The following is a 21735-nucleotide window of genomic DNA, read 5'->3' as shown; positions in this document are numbered from 1 at the left end:
GCCCCCACACCCCCTGTATTCACCGATTTCTGTTTGAGGAACGTCTGCGATGCAGCAGAACGCCGTTCAGACTCTCAGTCTGCCCCTTTTGCCACTGCGCGACGTGGTCGTCTATCCGCAGATGGTCATCCCTCTGTTCGTCGGCCGAGAGAAGTCGATCCAGGCGCTCGACGCCGCCATGGCTGCCGACAAGCGCGTACTGCTGGTAGCCCAGCGCGAAGCCGGCCAGGACGACCCCGGCACCGACGACCTCTTCACCATCGGCACCATTGCCGAGATCATGCAGCTGCTCAAGCTGCCGGATGGCACCGTCAAGGTATTGATCGAGGGTGTCTCGCGGGCCGACCTGCGCGAAGTCCACCATGCCGACGGCGGACACAGCATGGCGGATGCGGTGTTGCGCGACAGCGAGCCCTTGACGGAGCGTGAGCAGGAGGCGCTGGTGCGCGTGCTGCTCAATCAGTTCGAGCAGTACGTCAAGCTGTCCAAGAAGGTGCCCAACGAGGTTCTCAACTCGCTCTCGGGCATCGAGGACCCGAGCCGTCTGGTCGATACCATCTGCGCTCATCTCTCGCTCAAGATCCACGACAAGCAGCAGCTGCTGGAAATGGATCGCGTGCGTGACCGTATCGAGCATCTGATGGCGCTGATCGAGTCGGAAATCGACCTGCTCCAGGTGGAGAAACGCATCCGCTCGCGGGTCAAGGATCAGATGGAGAAGTCCCAGCGCGAGTACTATCTCAACGAGCAGATGAAGGCCATCCAGAAGGAGATGGGCGAGCTCGAGAACGTGCCCAACGAGGCCGAGAAGTACGAGGCTGCCATCGAAGAGTCAGGCATGCCCAAGGAGGCGCGGGAGAAGGCCCTGCAAGAGCTGGGCAAGCTCAAGATGATGTCGCCGAGCTCCGCGGAAGCCACGGTGGTACGCTCCTACCTCGACTGGATGGTGGGCGTGCCGTGGAAGAAGCGCACCCGGGTCAAGCATGACCTGCCGCACGCCCACAAGGTACTCGACGAGGATCACTACGGCCTCGACGAGGTCAAGGAGCGCATCCTCGAGTACCTGGCAGTGCAGAAGCGCGTCAAGAAGCTCAAGGGGCCCGTGCTGTGCCTGGTGGGGCCGCCCGGGGTGGGCAAGACCTCGCTCGGCCAGTCGATCGCACGAGCCACCAACCGCAAGTACGTGCGGCTGGCGCTCGGCGGCGTGCGTGACGAATCCGAGATTCGCGGCCATCGCCGCACCTACATCGGTTCGCTGCCCGGCAAGCTGATCCAACGCATGAGCAAGGCCGGGGTCAAGAACCCGCTGTTCCTGCTGGACGAGGTCGACAAGCTCGGCATGGATCACCGCGGCGACCCCGCCTCGGCGCTGCTGGAAGTCCTCGATCCGGAGCAGAACGACAAGTTCAACGATCACTACCTGGAGCTCGATTACGATCTCTCGGAAGTGATGTTCATCTGTACCGCCAACTCGATGAACATTCCCGGCCCGCTGCTCGACCGCATGGAAGTGATTCGCCTGCCGGGCTACACCGAGGACGAGAAGCTCGCCATTGCCCGGCGCTACCTAGTGCCGAAGCAGCTCCGGGCCACCGGCTTCAAGGAGGACGAACTCGCCTTCTCCGATGAGTCGCTGCTGGAGCTGATTCGTTACTACACTCGCGAAGCGGGCGTGCGCGAGCTTGAGCGCCAGATCGCCAAGGTGTGCCGCAAGGTGCTTCGCGAACGGCTCGAATACGAAGGCAAGGGGGCCCAGGCGCCGGTGTTACTCGCCGCAGCCGACATAGAGAAATATGCCGGGGTGCGTCGTTACAGCTACGGTCTGGCCGACAAGGAGGATCAGGTGGGTCGCGTGACCGGCTTGGCCTGGACGTCGGTTGGCGGGGAGCTGCTGAACATCGAGTCGGTGGTCACGCCCGGCAAGGGGCGCATCAACAAGACCGGCTCGCTGGGCGACGTGATGAAGGAGTCCGTTAGCGCGGCGCATACCGTGGTGCGTGCTCGCGCCGAGTCGCTGGGCATCGAGCCCGAGCGTTTCGAGAAGGAAGACCTGCACATTCATGTGCCGGAAGGTGCTACACCCAAGGACGGTCCCAGTGCCGGCATCGCCATGGTGACTGCCATGGTCTCTGCCTATACCGGGCGCCCCATTCGCTGCGACCTGGCCATGACCGGCGAGGTGAATCTGCGTGGTGAGGTGATGCCGATCGGCGGGTTGAAGGAGAAATTGCTGGCGGCACGGCGCGGTGGTATAAAGATCGTGCTAATTCCGGAAGAGAACCGCCGTGACCTCAAGGAGGTTCCGGATAACATCAAGGACGCGCTGGATATCCGGCCAGTCCGTTGGATCGATGAGGTGCTGGCGTCGGCGTTGGTTGCAAGTCCCGATACCAACGGGGAAGAATCCCGAACGGATGATTCGGCTTCTTCTTCAACGATGATCAGTACACATTAACGATAATTGCCGTGCCATTTCGGGAAGAAAAGCTCGCAATGGCGCGGTTTGGCGCCGCAGTTGCTTGACACCTCTTTTACAGCATTGCTATAAACTGCCAGCCGTGCTGTGATCGTGTTGCCGGGCGAAAGGCACGCCGATTAGAGCCATTTACTGAAACCGTCAAGGGGTGAAGTGTGAACAAATCCGAGCTGATCGAAGCCATCGCCGCGTCTGCCGATATTCCCAAGGCCGCTGCGTCTCGTGCACTGGATGCCATGGTCGATACCGTTACCGAGAGCCTCAAGAAAGGGGATAGCGTTTCACTCGTCGGGTTTGGTACTTTCTCGGTGAAGGAGCGTGCCGCCCGTACCGGCCGCAACCCGCAGACCGGCCAGCCGATCGAGATCAGTGCAGCCAAGGTGCCGTCCTTCAAGGCTGGCAAGGCACTGAAAGACTCCGTCAACTGAGACAACGGATTGTTTGCTCCGCCAGTCCGGTAGCGGGCTATTCAGCGTCGGAAGCAAACCATCAGGCGCACCGCTTCGGCGGTGCGCCTTATTTTTTGGCGGATACGTCTTATTTGGCGTCGTTGTCGGAAGCGGCTTCCACATCGATGACGAGCCGGGCGGTGCAGCCATGGTCCGCGAGGCCTGGTCGCCGTATAATATGGCCCCACTGCCAGCCAACAATCAGTTACCGAGGCCTGCATGCTGCAAAGTATTCGTGACCGCTCCAGAAGTTGGGGTGCCAAGATCATCGTGGGTGCCGTGGTCGTTACCATGGCGCTGTTCGGTGTCGAGTCCCTGGTGGGGCTGTTCGGTGGTGGCGGCGATGAAGTCGCCAAGGTCAATGGCCAGTCCATTACCCGCCAGGAGCTGGAGCAGGAGGTGCAGCGTGCCATTCGCTCAGGTCAGGTGCCGCCTGAGCAGGAGCGCGCCCTGCGTGGCCAGGTGCTCGACGAGATGATTGGCGAGCGCCTGCTGCTGGCTTTTGCTGAGGAGGGTGGCCTTCATCTCTCCGATGAGCAGCTCGATCAGGTCATCGTGACCTTGCCCGAGTTCCAAGACCAGAACGGCCGCTTCGATACCGACCTGTTCCGCAATCGACTGGCCAGTGCCGGCTTCACGCCGTCCTCCTTTCGTGCCGCATTGCGCGTCGACCTCAAGCGTCAGCAATTGCAGCAGGGTCTGGCGGTAAGCGACTTCGTGCTCGACAGCGAGCGTGAGACTCTGGCGGCGCTGCAGGCTCAGGTGCGCAGCTTTCGCTACCATGCGCTGGGTGCCGAAGCGCTCGACGAGCCGGTGGAGGTCAGCGAGGAGGAGCTGCTCGCCTATTACGAGGAGCATCGCGAGAACTACCAGCGGCCGGAACAGGTGCGTCTGGAGTACGTGATCGTCGATCGTCAGGAGATGGCCGGCGAGGTCGAGGTGGACGAGGAGGCGCTGCGTCAGGAGTGGCAGAATCGCGGTCGCGACGCCGATCGGAGAGTTTCCCACATCATGGCCACGCACGATGGCGAACGCACCCGTGAAGAAGCCGTGGAGCGACTGGAAGCCGTTCGTGAGCGGCTGGCCGAGGGCGATGACTTCGAGGCCCTGGCGCTCGAGTACTCCGACGATCCTGCCTCCGCCGAGCAGGGTGGCGATCTCGGCGTGATCAGTCGCGGCTTCTTCGGCGATGACTTCGACGACGCCGCCTTCTCGCTCGCTCCCGGGCAGGTCTCCGGCATCGTGGAGACCAGCAGCGGCCTGCATCTGATCAAGGTCACGGGGCTGGATCAACCGTCCTTCGAGGAGATGCGCGACGATATTGCCCGTGAAATGGCCCTCGGCCAGGTAACCAGCGACTTCAACCGCCGTGTTCAGTCCTTGATCGATGAGAGCTTCGCCGCCGATGACCTGGCCAGCGTGGCCGATGGGCTGGGGCTCGAACTGCACGAGAGCGACTGGGTGTCGCGTGAAGGCGGCGAGGGCATACTCTCCGAGCCGGGCGTGATGAGCGAAGCGTTCAGCGAGGATGTGCTGGTCGAGGGCTTCAACAGCGAAGTCATCGAGCTCGACAACGATCGCCGCATGGTGCTGCGGGTCGCCGAGCATCGTGAGGCCACCGTGCTGCCCCTCGAGGAGGTGCGCGAGCGCGTGGCGGCATCCGTGACCCGCATCAAGCAGCGTGAGATGCTGCTCGACGTGGCGCGTCAGCAGGTAGAGCGGCTGCGTGCCGGAGAGGAGCTGGATATTGACTGGCAGCAGGTCGAAGGGGCCACACGCCAGCGGGACAATGTGCCGCGCTCCGTGCTCCAGGCTGCCTTCCGGTTGCCGCATCCCGAGGCGGGCGAGGCCGTGTTCGGCCACACCAGCGATGGGGAGAGGGTGGTCCTGATCGCGCTTGACGAGGTGGCCACCGGTGAGCCGGACGAGCAGGTCGATGCCTTCGTGGCGCGAATGGCCGAGCAGCTGCGCGCTCAAGCGGCCGTGCAGGGCCTGCGCAGTCATCTGCGGGAGACATCCGAGATCACTCGTCGCTAAATGCGACAGCCTGCCATGCAGTACCGATAAGGGGGCACCGCCCCCTTATTCTCCATTCAGGTTTATACCGTTATCTTCTCTTTAGTTAAGCTTGCTGCTATGGCCGGCCTTTGTGTTACTCTATAACAATTGGTTTTGCAGGAGCGCTCATGGCTGCGACGCCGCTAAGATCGATACCCGTACATCTCTTCACCGGCTTTCTGGGCAGCGGCAAGAGCACGCTGATACGGCGTCTGATCGAGCAGAAGCCGGCAAACGAGCGCTGGGCGGTACTGATCAACGAGTTCGGCCAGGTCGGCATCGATCAGACGATGTTCGAGTCGCGGGACGATGTGATCGTGAAAGGGCTTCCCGGCGGCTGCATGTGCTGCCAGCTGGCTTTCGTGCTGCAGGCCACGCTGGTCAACCTGCTGCACCGTCATCGACCCGATCGACTGCTCATCGAGCCCTCGGGGCTCGGGCATCCCGCCGGTCTGCTCGACACGCTGCGCAGCGATGCCTTTGCCGAGGTGTTGGTGGTACAGGACATCGTGGCGCTGCTCGATCCGGCCCGGCTCGAGGATCCCCGCGCGCGCGAGCACGACACCTTCAACGACCAGTTGGCCATGGCCGACGCCGTTGCCTTGACCATGACCGACCGCGCCGGGTCGCAGGCGGTTGCTGCTGCCGAGGCCTTCGTGGAGCAGCTCTGGCCGCCCAAGAAGTGGGTGGCGCACGCTGCCCATGGCGAGCTGGATGTGAACGTGCTGATGGAAAGCGGCCGCCACACACCGGCGGCTGGGGGCGTGAGCGATCGACATGCGGCGCTGCGCGATCCTGGCGCTCGGATGCTGGTACTGGACGAGTTCGTTACGCAGGCGCCTCAGCCGGGCCGGCCGGTGGCGGCGCGCGGCCAGGCCTTGGGCTACCACACGCAGGGGTGGCGCTGGAGTCCCACCGAGGTGTTCGATCTCGACCGTCTGACCCTGGTGCTGGATCGCTTGCCGTCCGGGCTGCGCGTGAAGGGAGTGCTGCATACCGATGCGGGGTGGCGGCTCTACAACCGGGGCGAGGGGGCGGCGAGCCTGACTGTCAGTGCCTGGCGTCAGGACTCGCGCCTGGAGCTTATCGGCGAGGCGGCAGTGATGCCGCCGGCAGACGACCTTCTCGCCGCTATTCACGCCTGTCGTGTCAGGGGCGAAAAGGTCGATGCGCTGCCTTGAGCTGGCTTCAGAGGGCGATTTCCCGCAGGGTGGGGTCGCCATCGGGGCCGATTTCGATTTCCCAGCCTTTGCCGGGCTGCCAGTCTCCCAGCACGATGCGACGGGCCGGGAGGTCGCCCACCTCGAGTTCGTGCACGGCGGGGCGGTGGGTGTGGCCGTGGATCAGGGTCGTCACGCCGTAATCGCGCATGGTGCGCACGACTTCTTCCGGGGTGACATCCATGATGTCCTCGGCCTTGTTCGAGGTCGCTTCGCCGGACTGCTGACGCAGAGCGGCGGCCAGCTGCAGGCGGTCGGCCAGCGGCATGGCCAGCACCTGCTCCTGCCAGGCCTGGTTGCGGGCCTGTTCGCGAAAGGTCATGTAGGCCTCGTCGCGAGTGCACAGGCTGTCGCCGTGCATCAGCAATACCGGCTCGTCGGCGAAGCGCAGCACGGCCGGATCGGTGACCAGCTTGGCACCGCAGGCGGAAGCGAAGCGGTGGCCGAGCAGGAAGTCGCGGTTGCCGTGCATCAGGTAGATCTGGGTGCCTTCGTCGTTCAGGCGGCGCAGGGCGGCGGCCACACGCAGGGCCAGCTTGCCGGTGCCGCTGGGATCCTGGTCGGCGTGATCGAGCAGATCGTCGCCGATCCAGGCCTCGAAGAAGTCACCCAGGATGTAGAGTGCATCGACGCCCCGGGCTCTGCGCTCGAGCCAGCCGAGGAAGCCCTCGGTGACGTCGGGCGCACCGGGGTGCAGGTGCAGGTCGGAGATCAGCAGGGTGGAACTCATGAGCTATCCCGTGGTTGGCTGCGGCTCAGCTGTCGTCTGCTTCGTCCTTGACGTAGGCGCGCTCGATGGTCACGTCTTCGGCGGGCACGTCGGCATGCATGCCGCGGCGGGTGGTGTTCACGGCGGTGATGCGCTCGACCACGTCCATGCCGTCCACAACTTCGCCGAATACGCAGTAGCCCCAGCCCTGCAGCGATTTGCCGCTGTGGTTGAGGAAGTCGTTGTCGGCCACGTTGATGAAGAACTGGGCGGTGGCGGAGTGGGGGTCCTGGGTACGGGCCATGGCCAGGGTGCCGGTCAGGTTCTTCAGCCCGTTGTCGGCTTCGTTTTCGATCGGGTCGCGGGTCGGCTTCTGATTGAAGTCCTGATCGAAGCCGCCACCCTGAATCATGAAGCCGGGGATGACGCGATGAAACAAGGTGCCGTCGTAGTGGCCGTCGCGCACGTACTGCTCGAAATTGGCTGCGGTCTTGGGCGCCTGTTCGTGATTCAGGGTGATGGCGATGTCGCCGAAGCTGGTCTCGAGAATGATCATCGAAGTTTCCTGTACGATGGGAGCGCGCCTTGGCGCCGTGCATGGGCGTGGCGTTATAATAGCCGTTTTGCATCGATGCGCGAAGCGTGTCGGGTTCATCGACATTCGGGGCCCCACCCAGACTCGCGATCCAACCAGAGGTTTGCCGCAACAACATGACCACCGAAAACGCCAGTGCGCCGAATTTCATCCGCAACCAGATCCGCGACGAGATCGAGGCCGGTCGTGCCGACAAGGTCGTCACCCGCTTCCCGCCGGAGCCCAACGGTTTCCTGCACGTGGGGCACGCCAAGTCCATCTGTCTCAACTTCGGCCTGGCCGAGCAGTTCGGTGGGGACTGTCATCTGCGCTTCGACGACACCAACCCGGCCAAGGAAGAGCAAGCCTACATCGACGCCATCAAGGAGGACGTCAGCTGGCTCGGTTTCGAGTGGGCGGGTGCGGTGCGCTACGCCTCTGACTGCTTCGATCAGCTCTACGCCTGGGCGCAGCATCTGATTCGCGAGGACAAGGCCTACGTGGACGACCTCTCGCCCGACGAGATCCGCGAATACCGCGGCACGCTGACCGCGCCGGGCCGTCCGAGCCCCTGGCGCGAGCGCAGCGTCGAGGAGAACCTCGACCTGCTCGAGCGCATGCGGGCCGGCGAGTTCAACGAGGGCGAGAAGGTGCTGCGGGCCAAGATCGACATGGCCTCGCCCAACATCAACCTGCGCGACCCGATTCTCTACCGCATTCGTCACGCCCATCACCACCAGACCGGCGATACCTGGAAGATCTACCCCTCCTACGATTTCGCCCATGGTCAGACGGATGCCATCGAGGGGGTGACGCACTCCATCTGCACCCTCGAGTTCGAAGACCACCGCCCGCTCTACGAGTGGTTCCTCGACAACCTGCCGGTGCCGTGCAAGCCGCGCCAGATCGAGTTCGCGCGGCTCAACATGAACTACACCCTCACCTCCAAGCGCAAGCTCAAGTTGCTGGTGGACGAGGGCATCGTCGACGGCTGGGACGACCCGCGCATGCCGACCATCTCCGGTATGCGTCGGCGCGGCTACACCCCGGCGTCGATCCGCAAGTTCTGCGAGATGATCGGCGTAACCCGCGCCGACGGCGGCCTGGTCGACATTGCCATGCTCTACCATGCCATCCGCTCGGATCTGGAGGACAACGCCCCGCGCGCCATGTGCGTGCTGAACCCGCTCAAGGTGGTGTTGACCAACGTGCCGGAGTCCCACGAGGAGGTCTACGAGGTCCCGGGCCATCCGGCCCGTGAGGACATGGCGCTGCGCCGTGTGCCTTTCACCCGCGAGCTCTACATCGACCAGGACGACTTCATGGAGGAGCCGCCGAAGAAGTTCTTCCGTCTGGCGCCGGGCCAGGAGGTGCGTCTGCGCAACTCCTACGTGATCCGCTGCGACGAGGTGGTGAAGGACGCCAGCGACGAGATCGTGGAGCTGCGCTGCTCGGTTGATTTCGACACCCTGGGCAAGAACCCCGAAGGGCGCAAGGTCAAGGGCGTGATCCACTGGGTCAGCGCCAGCCATGCGGTACCGATGGAGGTGCGTCTCTACGACAACCTGTTCCTGGTCGAGCAGCCCGACAAGGACAAGGACGCCGACTTCCTCGAGCATCTCAACCCCGAGTCGTTGCAGGTCTGTCAGGCCATGGGCGAGCCGAGCCTGGCCGATGCCGCTCCCGAGTCGCGTTATCAGTTCGAGCGGGTGGGCTACTTCTGTGCCGATCGCCACGCCTGTCGCGACGGCAAGCTGGTGTTCAACCGCACCGTCGGGCTGAAGGACAGTTGGGCAAAGATACAGAAGAAGGGCTGACATGCAGATCTACAACACGCTGACCCGCCGCAAGGAGCCATTCACCCCGATCGAGCCGGGCAAGGTGCGCATGTACGTCTGCGGCATGACCGTGTACGACTACTGCCACCTGGGCCACGCCCGGGTGATGGTGGCGTTCGACGTGGTCACACGCTATCTGCGCTGGCGCGACTTCGACGTCACCTACGTGCGCAACATCACCGACATCGACGACAAGATCCTCAAGCGGGCCGACGAGAACGGCGAGACCATCGCCTCACTCACCGAGCGCATGATCGCCGCCATGCACGAGGACGAGGCGCGCCTCGGCGTGCTGCGACCGGACCGCGAGCCGCGGGCCACCGGCCACGTGAGCGAGATCATCGCCATGGTCGAGACCCTCATCGACAAGGGCTACGCCTATCCGGCCGGCAACGGCGACGTCTACTACCGGGTGCGCAAGTTCGAGGGCTACGGCAAGCTCAACAACCGCAATCTCGACGAGATGCGCGCTGGCGCCCGGGTCGATGTCGACGAGCACAAGGAGGACCCCCTCGACTTCGTGCTGTGGAAGGCCGCCAAGCCGGGCGAGGCGAGCTGGCCTTCGCCCTGGGGCGAGGGGCGGCCCGGCTGGCACATCGAGTGCTCGGCGATGTCTACCTGCTGCCTGGGGGATACCTTCGACATCCACGGCGGCGGCCCGGACCTGACCTTCCCGCACCACGAGAACGAGATCGCCCAGAGCGAGGCCGCCACCGGCAAGCCTTACGTGAACACCTGGATGCACGCCGGGGCGGTGCGGGTGAATCAGGAGAAGATGTCCAAGTCGCTGGGCAATTTCTTCACCATCCGCGAGGTGCTCGAGGTCCACGACCCGGAAGTGGTGCGCTACCTGCTGGTGGCCAGCCACTACCGCAGCCCGATCAACTACGCCCCCGAGTCGCTGGGTGAGGCGCGCAAGTCGCTGGAGCGCTTCTACACCGCGCTCGAGGGGATGGAGGCTCTCGGCGGCGCCGATGCGTCTGGCGTGAGCGATGGCCGCTTCGCCGAGCGTTTCACCGCCGCCATGGACGACGACTTCAACACCCCGGAAGCGCTGTCGGTGCTGTTCGAACTGGTGCGCGAGCTGAACCGTGCCAAGAAGGAATCGCCCGGAGAGGCGCCGGCACTGGCCGCCGAGCTGCGTCGCCTGGGTGGCGTGCTGGGGCTGTTCGAACAATCGCCGCAGGCCTTCCTCAAGGGCAACCAGGCGGCGCTGCCGCTGACCGAGGCGGAGATCGAGGCGCGTATCGCCCAGCGGGCCGCGGCCAAGCAGGCCAGAGACTTTGCTGCGGCCGATGCCATTCGCGACGAGCTCGCCACACTCGGCATCGTGCTCAAGGATTCCCGCGAGGGAACGAGCTGGGTCTTCGAGCGGCCCGACGAGTAGCGGGCCTCTCACCTGCGGTACCTAGCGCCCGGCCCTTGGCCGGGCGTTGTCGTTTCAGAGAGGCGTGCGCGGGTAGGGCGGCAGCGGTATCTGCAGTGGCCAGCTGTCGTCCACGACGAAGAGCCGGCGGTGCTTCAGCGCCGGGGGCGCCGGTTCCATCAGCGCAATCTGCATCGGCGAGGCGGGCCGTGAGAAGTGCTGCGCCAGGCGCGCCTCGACGTCGCGCAACGGCAGAAAGGCTTTATCTCGCGGCAGAGCCAGCCAGTGCGGCTTGACCAGCCAGGCGGCGCGGGTGTCTCCCCTCAGGCCGTCGCGCAGCCGCGGCCAGTCGCGCCAGTGGAGCCACTCTCCGCGCAGGTGTTCGGCCGTTGCCTCGTGCGGTGCCGGCAGCGACCGCTGCCAGGGGTAGAACAGCACTCCGGGCATCGCCAGTTGGCGTCTGATCGTCTCTGCCTGCGCGGGGCCGATGTCGCGAGGCTGGGTATGCTGCTGGATGGCCAGGCGGGCTTCGGCGTGCTCGGTCAGGCGCAATTGATGGCGGTCCAGATGCTCCCGCTTGGTGGCCAGGCTGTCGGCGCCGCCGGGGCCGATCCAGCGCGCCTGATCGTCGCTCGGCCCGGGCCCTTGCGGCAGGCCCAGGTAGAACTTGATGGCCACTTCGAGGTGGATGAAAGTGGGGTCGTGGCGGCGGCGATAGAGCAGGTCGAGCTCGCCCAGGGTGCGTTTGCCCTGGTGAATCCTAAGGTTGCTGGCGAGCAGGCGAGTGCCCGGTGCGGTGTCGAGCAGGAATTGCCACAGGCGCTCGTGATAGTGCCCCATGCGGCCGTCGACGGTACTGCCTGCCCGGCGCTCCAGCCCCTCGGGGTTGGCCTCCAGCTCGTCGAGGTAGGCCCACAGACGCTCATCCTGTTCGAGGCCGAAGTCGGCGCGGGTTGGACGTCCGGGCCAGGGCATGGCGATCAGGTCTGGCGCCAGGACGATCCAGGCCAGATCGCGTACCAGAGGGTGATGGCAACGGGCGAGTAGGGCGGTACCGTCGGCATCCATAGGGAGCTCCGCGTTGAGAACGGGTCTGACAGTCAAACTGTACACGCCTTATACTCTACCGACATACCCATAGGATGGTGATGATCATGAAACGCTACTTGTCTGTGGCGGCCGTGACGGCCGGCTCCCTGCTCTTCGCCGCTGGCGTACATGCCGGTGATCCAGTCACGGTATCTTCCAAGATCGATACCGAAGGCTCGGTGCTGGGGCAGCTGATCATTCAGCGCCTGGAGCAGGGCGGCGTCCCCACTGAGGACAGGCTGCAGCTCGGGGCCACCAGCATCGTCCGCCAGGCGTTGTTGAACGGTGAGATCGACCTCTACCCCGAGTACACCGGCAACGGGGCCTTCTTCTTCGACATGACCGACAGCGATGTCTGGCACGATGCCGGGAGCGCCTTCGAGACGGTGCGCGAACGCGACGCCGAGAACGGTCTGGTGTGGCTGACGCCGGCCCAGGCCAACAATACCTGGGCCATGAGTGTGCGCGGCGATCTGGCCCGGGAGCACGGCCTCGAGACGCTCGAGGATCTGGCCGAATATCTCGACGGCGGCGGTGAGTTCAAGTTCGCCGCCAGCGCCGAATTCGTCGAGTCCGAACAGGCGCTGCCGGCGTTTCAGCAGGCCTATGGCTTCGAGCTGAGCGGCGATCAGCTGCTGGTGCTCTCCGGCGGCAATACCGCCGCCACCATGCGTGCTGCCGCCCAGCAGACCAGCGGGGTGAATGCCGCCATGACCTACGGCACCGACGGCGGGCTCAATGCGCTCGACCTGGTGGTGCTGGAGGATACGCTCGGTGTTCAGCCGGTGTATCAGCCGGCGCCGGTGGTACGCGAAGAGGTGCTCGATGCCTATCCGCAGATCGCCGAGCTGCTCGAGCCGTTGTTCGAGTCACTCGATCTGGAAATCCTGCAGGAGCTCAATGCCAAGGTGGCGGTGGAGGGGCTCGACCCGCGCCAGGTCGCCGAGGAGTATCTGGCCGAGCTGCAGGACTGAGGCGTGGGCGAGGCCAGACAATCTCCCAACTGGGTTCTGGCGAGCCTGATGCTGGCTGCGACAGTGGCCTGGCTGACGCTGGACGCAGTTAGTGTCGCGCCCAACCGTATCGTGCCGGGCACTCCCTACGCCGCGCTGGAGGTCATGGGGGGCTGGCCGGCGATGCTGATGGCCGTGCCCATGCTCGCCGTGGTGGTATTGGCCTGGCGGCCTCACCGCAAGGGGCTGACGCTCTCTCTGGGCGTGGTGATGGCCCTGTTGGCGCTGCTGCCGCTGTGGCTCTCGGCGGCGACGGCGGTGCTGGTGGACCCGGAGATGCCCCAGGCGCGCGTGGGCATCGGCAGCGCGCTGTGGCTGCTGATCTTCCTGCTGCTGCTGGTGCTGATCGAGCTGCGCACCCGGCTCGGCATGTCGCGGGCGCTGGGCTGGATGCTGCTGGTACCGATGCTGCTCGGCTGGTGGCTGGCGCTCTCGCTGTGGCTGGAACCGCTGGCACTGCTGCGTGAATACCACGCCCGCAGCGACCAGTTCGCCAGCGCCGTTCGAATCCACCTCGTGCTGGTCGGGGCGGCGGTGGGGGCCAGCCTGGTGATGGCGTCTCTATTGGTGCTGGCCATGCGCCGTCACACCGGCGTGCGCCGTGTCGGCTTCGGCGTGCTCAATTTTCTCCAGACCATTCCCAGCCTGGCTCTGTTCGGCCTGCTGCTGGCCCCGCTTGCCTGGCTCGGCTCGCGTGTCGATTGGCTGGGTGGGCTGGGGGTCAGCGGAATCGGCTGGGCGCCGGCCTTCCTGGCGCTGCTGGGCTATAGCCTGCTGCCGATGGTGCGCAACATCTTCGTCGCCCTCGAAGAGGTGGACCCGGCGGTGATCGAGTCCGCCCGTGGCATGGGCATGGCCCGACGTCAGGTGTTCCTGCAGGTGCGCCTGCCGTTGGCGCTGCCGGTGGTGCTGGAGGGCATACGTATCACCACCGTCCAGGCCATCGGCCTGACGGCGGTGGCGGCGCTGATCGGTGCCGGCGGGCTCGGCACCTTCATTTTCCAGGGGCTGGGGCAGGCGGCCATGGACATGGTATTGCTCGGCGCCTTGCCCATCATCGGCCTGGCCCTGATCGCCGATGCCTTGCTCGGCGCCTTGAGTGAACGTCTTCGCCCGGGAGGGGCTGCATGATCGAGTTGTTCGACGTGACCAAGCGCTTCGGCGACGAGACCGCCGTGGATGCCATCTCGCTGCGTGTCGAGAGGGGTGAACTGTGTGCGCTGGTGGGTACCTCGGGTTGCGGCAAGTCGACCACCCTGCGCATGATCAACCGTCTGATCGAGCACGACGGCGGCGAAATTCATCTGGATGGCCAGCCGGTCCGCGCTTTCGACGAGGTCGTTCTGCGCCGTCGCATCGGCTATGTCATCCAGAGTACCGGGCTGTTTCCCCACTGGACGGTGGCGCGCAACATCGGTCTGGTGCCGCGCCTGCTGAAGTGGCCCAAGAGCAAGGTGCGCGACAGGGTGGAAGAGCTGATGCAGCTGCTGGGCCTGCCCGTGGCGGAGTTCGCCGACAAGTACCCCCGTCAGCTCTCCGGCGGCCAGGCGCAGCGTGTCGGCGTGGCCCGTGCCCTGGCCGCCGATCCGGACATCCTGCTGATGGACGAGCCCTTCGGCGCCCTGGACCCCATCACCCGGGCCACTCTGCAGGGCGAGATGCGCGAGCTGCAGGCGCGCCTGCACAAGACGGTGGTCTTCGTCACCCACGACATGGACGAGGCGCTGGCGCTGGCCGACAGGCTGGTGGTGATGCACCAGGGACGGATAGTGCAGCAGGGCTCACCCGTCGATCTGCTGCGCGAGCCGGCCAATCCCTTCGTCGAGTCGCTGCTGGGCGGCATGGACCGCGGCCTGAAGGAGGCGGCGCTGATCCAGGTCAGCGAACACATGTTGCCGCTGGGGCCGCGGCTGCTGGCCAGCGAGCGGATTCCCTACGGCGCTTCATTGAGCCAGGCGCTGTCGGTCATGCTTTGGCACCGGGTCGATCGGCTGACGGTGGTCGATGAAGAGGACATTCCCATCGGTGAGCTGTCGCTGCGCCGCCTGCTCGGAGCCAAGGTGCCATGAGGTCGGCTACGTCGATGGCGACGCAGGTCCCGGCTCTGCAGCGGTGGTTGTCGCCCATCGTGTGGCTGACCGTGCTGTTGGTGCTGACCCTGGGCATGGGGCAGCTCGAGTGGCTGTTTCGTCTGATCGAGCCCGACCTGCGTCAGGTGATCTATCGCCGCGCCGATTTTCTCACCCTGCTGGGACAGCACGTGCTGGTGGTGGGCATCGCCTCGTTGCTGGCGGTGATCGTTGGGGTCGCCGCCGCCGTGGCAGTCACCCGCGAGTTCGGCAGGGACTTCCTGCCGCTGGTGTCACAGCTTGCCTCCATCGGCCAGACCTTTCCCCCCGTGGCCGTCCTGGCGCTCGCGGTGCCTGCGCTGGGTTTCGGCACGCTACCCATCATCGTTGCGCTGCTGCTGTATGGGTTGCTACCCATCGTGCGCAACACCCTGGCCGGAATCGACAGCGTCGACCCGCAGGTGCATGAAGCGGCCCGCGCCATGGGCATGACTCCGTGGCAGGTGCTGCGCCAGGTGGAGCTACCGTTGGCCGCGCCCTTCATACTTGCCGGTATCCGCACTTCGGTGACCATCAATATCGCCACCGCGGCGCTGGGAACCACCGTCGGGGCGAGCAATCTGGGCGACCCGATCATCTCCGGCATCGTCAACGGCAATACCGCTTACATCGTCCAGGGGGCGGTGCTGATCGGTCTGTTGGCGCTGGCCGTGGACAGTCTGTTCGAGCGTTTGCAGCGGCGTGCCTAGAGAGCAGCTGATACACGTTAGGCACGGGCCTCTGCGCTCAGGCCGATATCTTGGCCGCCGGCGTACTCACGGAGTGTTCGGCTATGACGGGCTATTGCGATAGTGCATTCGTCGTAGAGAGGCGGCTTGTATAGCAAAATAGGTGCGTTTAGATTCATCTTACGTTAACGTCAACTTTTCCAGCGTTGGCGATCTGCTGGAGAGACCCTCTGGCAGACGGCTACATTAGAGTCAACACTGCCCTCACGAGGGGCGGCACTCCTCCTGCCATTACCCAAGGACCAGGAAGATGACAACAACATACGATGTCCACACGCCGAGCTTCATGACCGGCGACGAATTCCACATCCCCACCTTTCGACTGCTGCAGCAGGACGGCTCCCTGTGCGAAGGCGCCGAGGCGCCGCAGCTGGAGCGAGAAAAGGCGCTCAAGATCTATCGCGCCATGCTCGTCACCCGCGTGCTCGACGAGCGCATGATGGCGGCGCAGCGCCAGGGCCGGCTCTCCTTCTACATGCAGTGCACCGGGGAGGAGGCGGCGGTGATCGGCGCCACCGCAGCGCTCGACGATGCCGACATGATCATGGCCCAGTACCGCGAGCAGGGCGCACTGGTCTATCGCGGTTTCAGCTACGACGAGTTCATGAACCAGCTGTTCGGCAACGAGCTCGACTACGGCAAGGGCCGGCAGATGCCGATCCACTACGGCTCACGCAAGCTGCACTACATGACGATCTCGTCGCCGCTGGCCACCCAGATTCCTCAGGCCACCGGCTACGCCTACGGTCAGAAGCTGGCCGGCGAGGGCCACTGCACGATCACTTTCTTTGGCGAAGGAGCGGCCTCGGAGGGGGATTTCCACGCCGCGCTGAACATGGCTTCGGTGCACAAGGTGCCCGTGATCTTCTTCTGCCGTAACAACGGCTACGCCATCTCGACGCCGGCCAGCGAGCAGTTTGCCGCCGACGGTATCGCGCCGCGGGCCTTCGGTTACCGCATGCACGTGATTCGTGTCGACGGCAACGACGTGCTGGCGGTGTACCGCGCCACCCAGGAGGCGCGCAAGATCGCCGTGGAGCAGAATCAGCCGGTGCTGATCGAGGCCATGACCTACCGTCTGGCGGCTCATTCCTCATCCGACGACCCTTCGGGCTATCGTTCACGCAAGGAGGAGGAGGCCTGGCGCGAGAAGGATCCCATCCTGCGCATGCAGCGCTGGTTGATCGACTGCGGCTGGTGGAGCGAAGAGGAGGAAAAGGAGCATCAGGAGAGCCTGCGTCGCGAGGTGCTCGAAACCATGAAGCGTGCCGAGAAGCGTCCGCCGCCGCCGCTTGAAAGTCTGGTGACCGACGTCTACGCCGACGTCACGCCGGCGCTGCAGCGTCAGCTCGATGCCCTCAAGACGCACATCCGCAAGCACCCCGAGGCCTACCCCAAGGGCGCCCGCTCGCTCGACCCCGACGTCAGGCCGGGTGGCGACCACAAAACCGGCGACGAGCAGGGAGGAGCCTGAGATGCCCAGAATGAACATGCTTCAGGCGATCAACAACGCGCTGGACATCGCCATGGCCGAAGACGAGAAGGTGCTCTGCTTCGGCGAGGACGTGGGCGTATTCGGCGGGGTCTTTCGCGCTACCAGCAACCTGCAGGAGAAATACGGCCGCGCCCGCTGCTTCAACACGCCGCTGGTAGAGCAGGGCATCATCGGCTTCGCCAACGGCCTGGCGGCCCAGGGTTCGGTGCCGGTGGCCGAGATCCAGTTCGCCGACTACATCTTTCCGGCCTTCGACCAGATCGTCAACGAGACTGCCAAGTTTCGCTTCCGCTCGGGCGATCTGTTCAACGTCGGCGGCCTGACCATCCGCACGCCATACGGCGGTGGCATTTCCGGCGGTCTCTACCATTCGCAGTCGCCGGAAGCCTATTTCGCCCATACTCCCGGCCTCAAGGTCGTGGTGCCGCGCAATCCCTATCAGGCCAAGGGGCTGCTGCTCTCGGCCATTCGCGACCCGGACCCGGTGATCTTCTTCGAACCCAAGCGTCTCTACCGTGCCGCGGTGGGCGAGGTGCCAGAGGAGGATTACCAACTGCCCATCGGCGAGGCCGAAGTGACCAAGGAGGGCAGCGACATCACCGTGCTTGGCTGGGGCGCGCAGATGGAGGTGATCGACCGCGCCGTGGAGCTGGCCGAGAAGGAGGGCATCTCCTGCGAGGTTATCGACCTGCGCAGCATCCTGCCCTGGGACGAGGACACCGTGGTGGAGTCGGTGCTCAAGACCGGCCGGCTGGTGATTACCCACGAGGCACCGCGCACCGGTGGCTTTGCCGGCGAGATCGCCGCCACCATCCAGGAGCGCTGCTTCCTGTACCTGGAGTCGCCCATCGAACGGGTGACGGGCCTGGACACGCCTTTCCCGCTGACGCTGGAGAAGGAGTACCTGCCCGATCACCTCAAGATCTTCGAAGCGATCAAGGCATCCGTGGCGTTCTGACGCCCGATATCAGGACAGGAGAGAACGATGAGCGATTTCATGCTGCCCGATATCGGCGAAGGTATCGTGGAGTGCGAAGTGGTCGAATGGCGGGTGAACGAGGGCGACGAGATCGCCGAGGACCAGCCGGTGGTCGAGGTAATGACCGACAAGGCGCTGGTCGAGATCACCGCTCCCGAGGCGGGTCGCGTGACCCGGCTGTACGTGGCCAAGGGCGACATCGCCAAGGTGCACGCTCCGCTGTTCGCCTATGAGGCCACGGGGGAAGTGGAGTTCGAGACACCGCCGCGACCTGCCGCACGGGAAGAGGACGAAGTGGCAAGCCCGGCGGCGGAAGCGCCACCGCCTGCACTTTCCACCGCACCTTCCGCTGCACATGCCGGCGCTGCCAGTGTCGCCGCCAAGGATTTCATTCTGCCCGACATCGGCGAGGGCATCGTCGAGTGCGAAGTGGTGGAGTGGCGGGTGAGCGAGGGCGAGGAGATCGCCGAGGATCAACCGTTGGTCGACGTGATGACCGACAAGGCGCTGGTGGAGATCACCGCTCCCGAAGCCGGCACGGTGACCAAGCTCCACGTGACCAAGGGCGACATCGCCAAGGTGCATGCGCCGTTGTACGCCTACGTACCGGCGCATGCCGAGCCGGGCGAAGCGAGGCCCGACGTCAGCCAGTCGTCGCCCACCGCGCCCCAGGAGGCGCAGAATAGGGTGTCGCAGAACAGGGTCGCGCCGGTGGCAAGCGGCGGTCGCGGCCCCTACGGGCGCATTCCGGCGAGCCCCGCGGTGCGACGTCTGGTACGCGAACACGGCCTGGATCTCGAAGCCGTTGCCGGTTCGGGCAAGGACGGCCGCGTGTTGAAGGAAGACGTGCTGCGCTTTCTCGAGCAGGGTTCTCAACAGCAGAGCTCTCAACAGCAGGGCCCGCAGCAGCAGGGAGAGGACCCTGCCGCTGGAGCGGCCAGCCCCGCGCCGCAGGCCGAAACGGCGTCTAGCGCCCAACCGTCACGGCGTGACGCCGGCGAGGTTCGCGTCGAGCCGATTCGCGGCGTGCGCGCGGTGATGGCGCGGCGTATGGTCGAGTCGGCCAGCACCGTTCCGCATTTCCACTACGGCGAGGAGATCGACGTCACCGAACTGCTGGCCCTGCGCGAGCGGCTCAAGCCCGTGGCCGAGGCGCAGCAGGTGCGCCTGACGCTGATGCCTTTCTTCATGAAGGCGTTGGCGCTGGCGGTACGTGAGGAGCCGATCCTCAATGCGCGGCTCAACCCCGAGGTCAGCGAGATCCACTACCTGCCGGAGGTGAACGTGGGCATGGCGGTGGACAGCAAGGCGGGGCTGATCGTACCCAACGTCAAGCGGGTGGAGCAGCGCAGCGTGCTCGAAGTGGCGCAAGAGATCCAGCGGCTGACCGCAGCGGCCCGGGAAGGGCGCGTGGCCCAGGAGGATCTCAAGGGCGGCACCATCAGCATCTCCAATATCGGCGCCTTCGGTGGCACCTACGCGGCACCGATCATCAACGTGCCGGAGCTGGCCATCGTCGCCATCGGCAAGAGCCAGTGGCTGCCGCGTTTCGATGAGCGCGGCGAGGTGGTGAAACGGGCGATCATGACCGTCACCTGGGCGGGGGATCACCGGGTGATCGACGGCGGCACCATCGCGCGCTTCTGCAATGCCTGGAGAGGCTACCTCGAAAGCCCGGAAACCATGCTGCTGCATCTCGGCTAGCCGGACGCGAGCCGTCTCGGAATGGATCATCCGGTGACGGCTCCCAGCACAGGCGGACACCCATGTCTCAGGCAGCGCTGCAGCAGTTCTACATCCCGGAAGAGCAGTCGATCTATCTGCTCAGCCACGACGATGCGCGCAAGCTCAAGGCGTGGGTGGCGCTGTGTCAGGCCCAGCTCGAACAGCTGGGCTACCGTGACATCGCGCTGATCGGCAAGGGCGCCTACGGCTTCGTCTTCGCCGGTATCACGGCCCACGGCGAGGAGTACGTGTTCAAGTTCACCCGGGTCAACCTGCCCCAGCAGGTGCAGGATCGCCTCGAGGAAGAGGCGTTCATGCTGGAGCAGGTCGATCATCCCCGGGTGCCTCGGCTGATCGCCTTTCAGCGCGTGCGCAACCAGTCGATCCTGGTGATGCAGCGCGCTCCCGGGCTCAACCTGGAGGAGGTGTCGCTGCGTCAGGGGCGTCTTTCGCCGCGCCTGGTGGTGCGCATTGCCGATCAGCTCGCCGACATCCTGCGCAGCCTGCGGCGTGAAACCGGCCCGGCGGGGCGCCCCCTGGTGCACGGCGACATCAAGCCCTCCAACCTGGTCTTCGATGCCCGCCGTGAGGAGGTCGCGCTGATCGATTGGGGCTCGTCGGTGTTCGCCCAGCTCGATGCCAACCAGCAGTTCGTGGCGGCCAACGTCATGGAGCTGATGTCGGACAACCTGCAGCAGACCAACGCGCGGCTGGGCGACGTCTACTTCATCGGCGAAGAGCAGCTCAACGGCGCGCTGTCGTCGCCGCGCTTCGACGAGCAGGGCACGGCCGGCACCCTCTATGCGCTGGCCTCGGCGCAGTCGTGTCGCTTCGGCCATCGCGCCATTCCCGCGACCTCGCTGGGGCTGCCCATGGAGTTCGCTCGCATGCTCGATGGCATGCTCGATCCGGATCCACGGGTCCGTCTGCGCGCGGGCGATCACTTCATCCGCGAAATGCCGCGCCTGGCCCGGGTGGTGATGATCGACCTGCCCGGGGCGCCCGAAGCCCCGCTGGTGCCGACCTGGGTGCGACCCATGACGCGGGAGATCGACACCGTGGTCTACAGCTCGCGCAAGGCGTTCCTGCGCGAGGAGGGCGGGGCGGAAACGCTCAACGACGTCAACGACGTCCAGCTCGACCGTTACTACAAGAACTTCATGCAGGGCATGGGCGAGACCGAAAAGGCCTTTCTCGCCGCGGTGAGCCGGCTGGGCAAGTATCCGGTGGTGGGCGGGCTGGCCGTGCGCTGGGAAGCCGATGGCGTCTACATCGATACCTCGCTCAACCTGCACGACTCCTCGCTCAAGCCGGCCTTCGTGGCGGCGGTGAACAACATGGTCAATCTGGCTCGTGCCATCTACCGCCAGGGCATCTTCAAGAGCTGCCTGTTCAACGCCCGCGATACCCTGCACCTCGACCGCGCGAGCCCGTCGCATCCTTTCGTCATCGAGCCCGGCATGCAGCTGCGCTACGAGGTCAGCGCCGTGCCCGAGCTGGAAGACCGCAGCCGACTGCATAGCTACTTCGAGGATGGGCCCGATCCCGAGGAGTTTCTGGTGCTGCCGGAGCCAATCATCACCTCGCTGGAAGCGCTCAACGACATCCACCACACCGGCATGATCATCTTCGAAGCGCTGCCGCAGCATCTCAAGATCCACAGCTACTACCGCCTGCTCGATCCATCCCGTGAGGAGGAGTTTCGCGAGCGCCTCGAAGACATTCTCGATGCGGTGGGGCTGATCGAGGGGCTGGGGGTGTCGGGTTTCATGAAGATGCCCTACAAGGACACGCGATTCTTCGCCCACGTGGAGCGTCAGCCGGAGCGCTACTATCCGCGCAATCCACGTGAGGAAGGCGCCCGGCACCCATAGGACCGGGCGCTTC

17 protein-coding genes are annotated in these 21735 nt (G+C 65.1%); 14 read left to right on the top strand and 3 right to left on the bottom strand.

Annotation, left to right across the window (positions count from 1 at the left end):
- Nucleotides 1-49 precede the first annotated feature (49 nt).
- The 4 genes from lon to HOP58_RS11045 all read left to right on the top strand — a co-directional run bounded on the left by lon (nt 50) and on the right by HOP58_RS11045 (nt 6164).
- A complete protein-coding gene (lon, locus tag HOP58_RS11060) occupies nt 50-2455 on the top strand; it encodes an endopeptidase La (RefSeq protein ID WP_010628480.1) in 2406 nt (801 codons plus the stop codon).
- A gap of 176 nt (nt 2456-2631) precedes the next feature.
- A complete protein-coding gene (gene hupB / locus HOP58_RS11055) occupies nt 2632-2904 on the top strand; it encodes a nucleoid-associated protein HU-beta (RefSeq protein WP_010628481.1) in 273 nt (90 codons plus the stop codon).
- Nucleotides 2905-3144: 240 nt separating this feature from the next.
- Complete coding sequence (locus tag HOP58_RS11050) at nt 3145-4962, top strand: SurA N-terminal domain-containing protein (RefSeq protein ID WP_234253970.1); 1818 nt, start codon at nt 3145-3147, stop codon at nt 4960-4962.
- Between the two features lie 149 nt (nt 4963-5111).
- Nucleotides 5112-6164 carry a GTP-binding protein gene (locus HOP58_RS11045; RefSeq protein ID WP_234260295.1) on the top strand — a complete coding sequence of 351 codons (1053 nt, stop codon included), beginning with the start codon at nt 5112-5114 and terminating at the stop codon, nt 6162-6164.
- A 7-nt stretch (nt 6165-6171) separates the two neighbouring features.
- On the opposite strand, the gene HOP58_RS11040 is transcribed toward HOP58_RS11045, so the two are convergent.
- Together HOP58_RS11040 and HOP58_RS11035 are read right to left on the bottom strand one after the other, a co-directional pair.
- Nucleotides 6172-6933, bottom strand: coding sequence for a UDP-2,3-diacylglucosamine diphosphatase (locus tag HOP58_RS11040; protein WP_234253972.1), 762 nt, complete (start codon nt 6931-6933; stop codon nt 6172-6174).
- A 25-nt stretch (nt 6934-6958) separates the two neighbouring features.
- Nucleotides 6959-7468 (bottom strand): peptidylprolyl isomerase, encoded by a 510-nt coding sequence (locus HOP58_RS11035; protein WP_234253973.1) that lies wholly within the window; start codon nt 7466-7468, stop codon nt 6959-6961.
- Between the two features lie 155 nt (nt 7469-7623).
- Here HOP58_RS11035 and HOP58_RS11030 point away from each other — a divergent pair, with 155 nt between their 5' ends.
- Together HOP58_RS11030 and cysS are read left to right on the top strand one after the other, a co-directional pair.
- On the top strand, nt 7624-9303 hold the full coding sequence (locus HOP58_RS11030; RefSeq protein WP_010628486.1) for a glutamine--tRNA ligase/YqeY domain fusion protein: 1680 nt from the start codon (nt 7624-7626) through the stop codon (nt 9301-9303).
- Between the two features lies 1 nt (nt 9304).
- A complete protein-coding gene (gene cysS, locus HOP58_RS11025; protein WP_234260294.1) occupies nt 9305-10711 on the top strand; it encodes a cysteine--tRNA ligase in 1407 nt (468 codons plus the stop codon).
- Nucleotides 10712-10765: 54 nt separating this feature from the next.
- Here cysS and HOP58_RS11020 read toward each other — a convergent pair whose 3' ends face one another.
- Nucleotides 10766-11758 carry a DUF1853 family protein gene (locus tag HOP58_RS11020; protein ID WP_234260293.1) on the bottom strand — a complete coding sequence of 331 codons (993 nt, stop codon included), beginning with the start codon at nt 11756-11758 and terminating at the stop codon, nt 10766-10768.
- A gap of 80 nt (nt 11759-11838) precedes the next feature.
- Here HOP58_RS11020 and HOP58_RS11015 point away from each other — a divergent pair, with 80 nt between their 5' ends.
- The 8 genes from HOP58_RS11015 (at nt 11839) to HOP58_RS10980 (ending at nt 21722) form a co-directional block, all read left to right on the top strand.
- The gene (locus HOP58_RS11015; protein WP_234260292.1) at nt 11839-12753 is read left to right on the top strand and encodes an ABC transporter substrate-binding protein; all 915 of its coding nucleotides are present in this window, start codon (nt 11839-11841) and stop codon (nt 12751-12753) included.
- 48 nt (nt 12754-12801) lie between these two features.
- The gene (locus HOP58_RS11010; protein ID WP_234260291.1) at nt 12802-13923 is read left to right on the top strand and encodes an ABC transporter permease; all 1122 of its coding nucleotides are present in this window, start codon (nt 12802-12804) and stop codon (nt 13921-13923) included.
- On the top strand, nt 13920-14861 hold the full coding sequence (locus HOP58_RS11005) for an ABC transporter ATP-binding protein (protein ID WP_234253979.1): 942 nt from the start codon (nt 13920-13922) through the stop codon (nt 14859-14861). The genes HOP58_RS11010 and HOP58_RS11005 overlap by 4 nt, the downstream gene beginning before the upstream one ends.
- A gap of 14 nt (nt 14862-14875) precedes the next feature.
- On the top strand, nt 14876-15610 hold the full coding sequence (locus HOP58_RS11000) for an ABC transporter permease (RefSeq protein WP_010628492.1): 735 nt from the start codon (nt 14876-14878) through the stop codon (nt 15608-15610).
- Nucleotides 15611-15899: 289 nt separating this feature from the next.
- The gene (locus HOP58_RS10995) at nt 15900-17123 is read left to right on the top strand and encodes a thiamine pyrophosphate-dependent dehydrogenase E1 component subunit alpha (protein WP_234253980.1); all 1224 of its coding nucleotides are present in this window, start codon (nt 15900-15902) and stop codon (nt 17121-17123) included.
- Nucleotide 17124: 1 nt separating this feature from the next.
- A complete protein-coding gene (locus HOP58_RS10990) occupies nt 17125-18102 on the top strand; it encodes a transketolase C-terminal domain-containing protein (protein ID WP_234253981.1) in 978 nt (325 codons plus the stop codon).
- A 27-nt stretch (nt 18103-18129) separates the two neighbouring features.
- A complete protein-coding gene (locus HOP58_RS10985; protein ID WP_234260290.1) occupies nt 18130-19827 on the top strand; it encodes a dihydrolipoyllysine-residue acetyltransferase in 1698 nt (565 codons plus the stop codon).
- A gap of 62 nt (nt 19828-19889) precedes the next feature.
- Entirely contained in the window at nt 19890-21722 is a 1833-nt protein-coding gene (locus HOP58_RS10980) for a protein kinase (protein ID WP_234253983.1), read from the top strand.
- Nucleotides 21723-21735: the final 13 nt, after the last annotated feature.

Source organism: Halomonas sp. MCCC 1A11062, assembly GCF_021404355.1.
In the GTDB taxonomy this organism is placed as follows: domain Bacteria; phylum Pseudomonadota; class Gammaproteobacteria; order Pseudomonadales; family Halomonadaceae; genus Halomonas; species Halomonas aerodenitrificans.
This window is presented reverse-complemented; position numbering and strand designations above follow the sequence as displayed.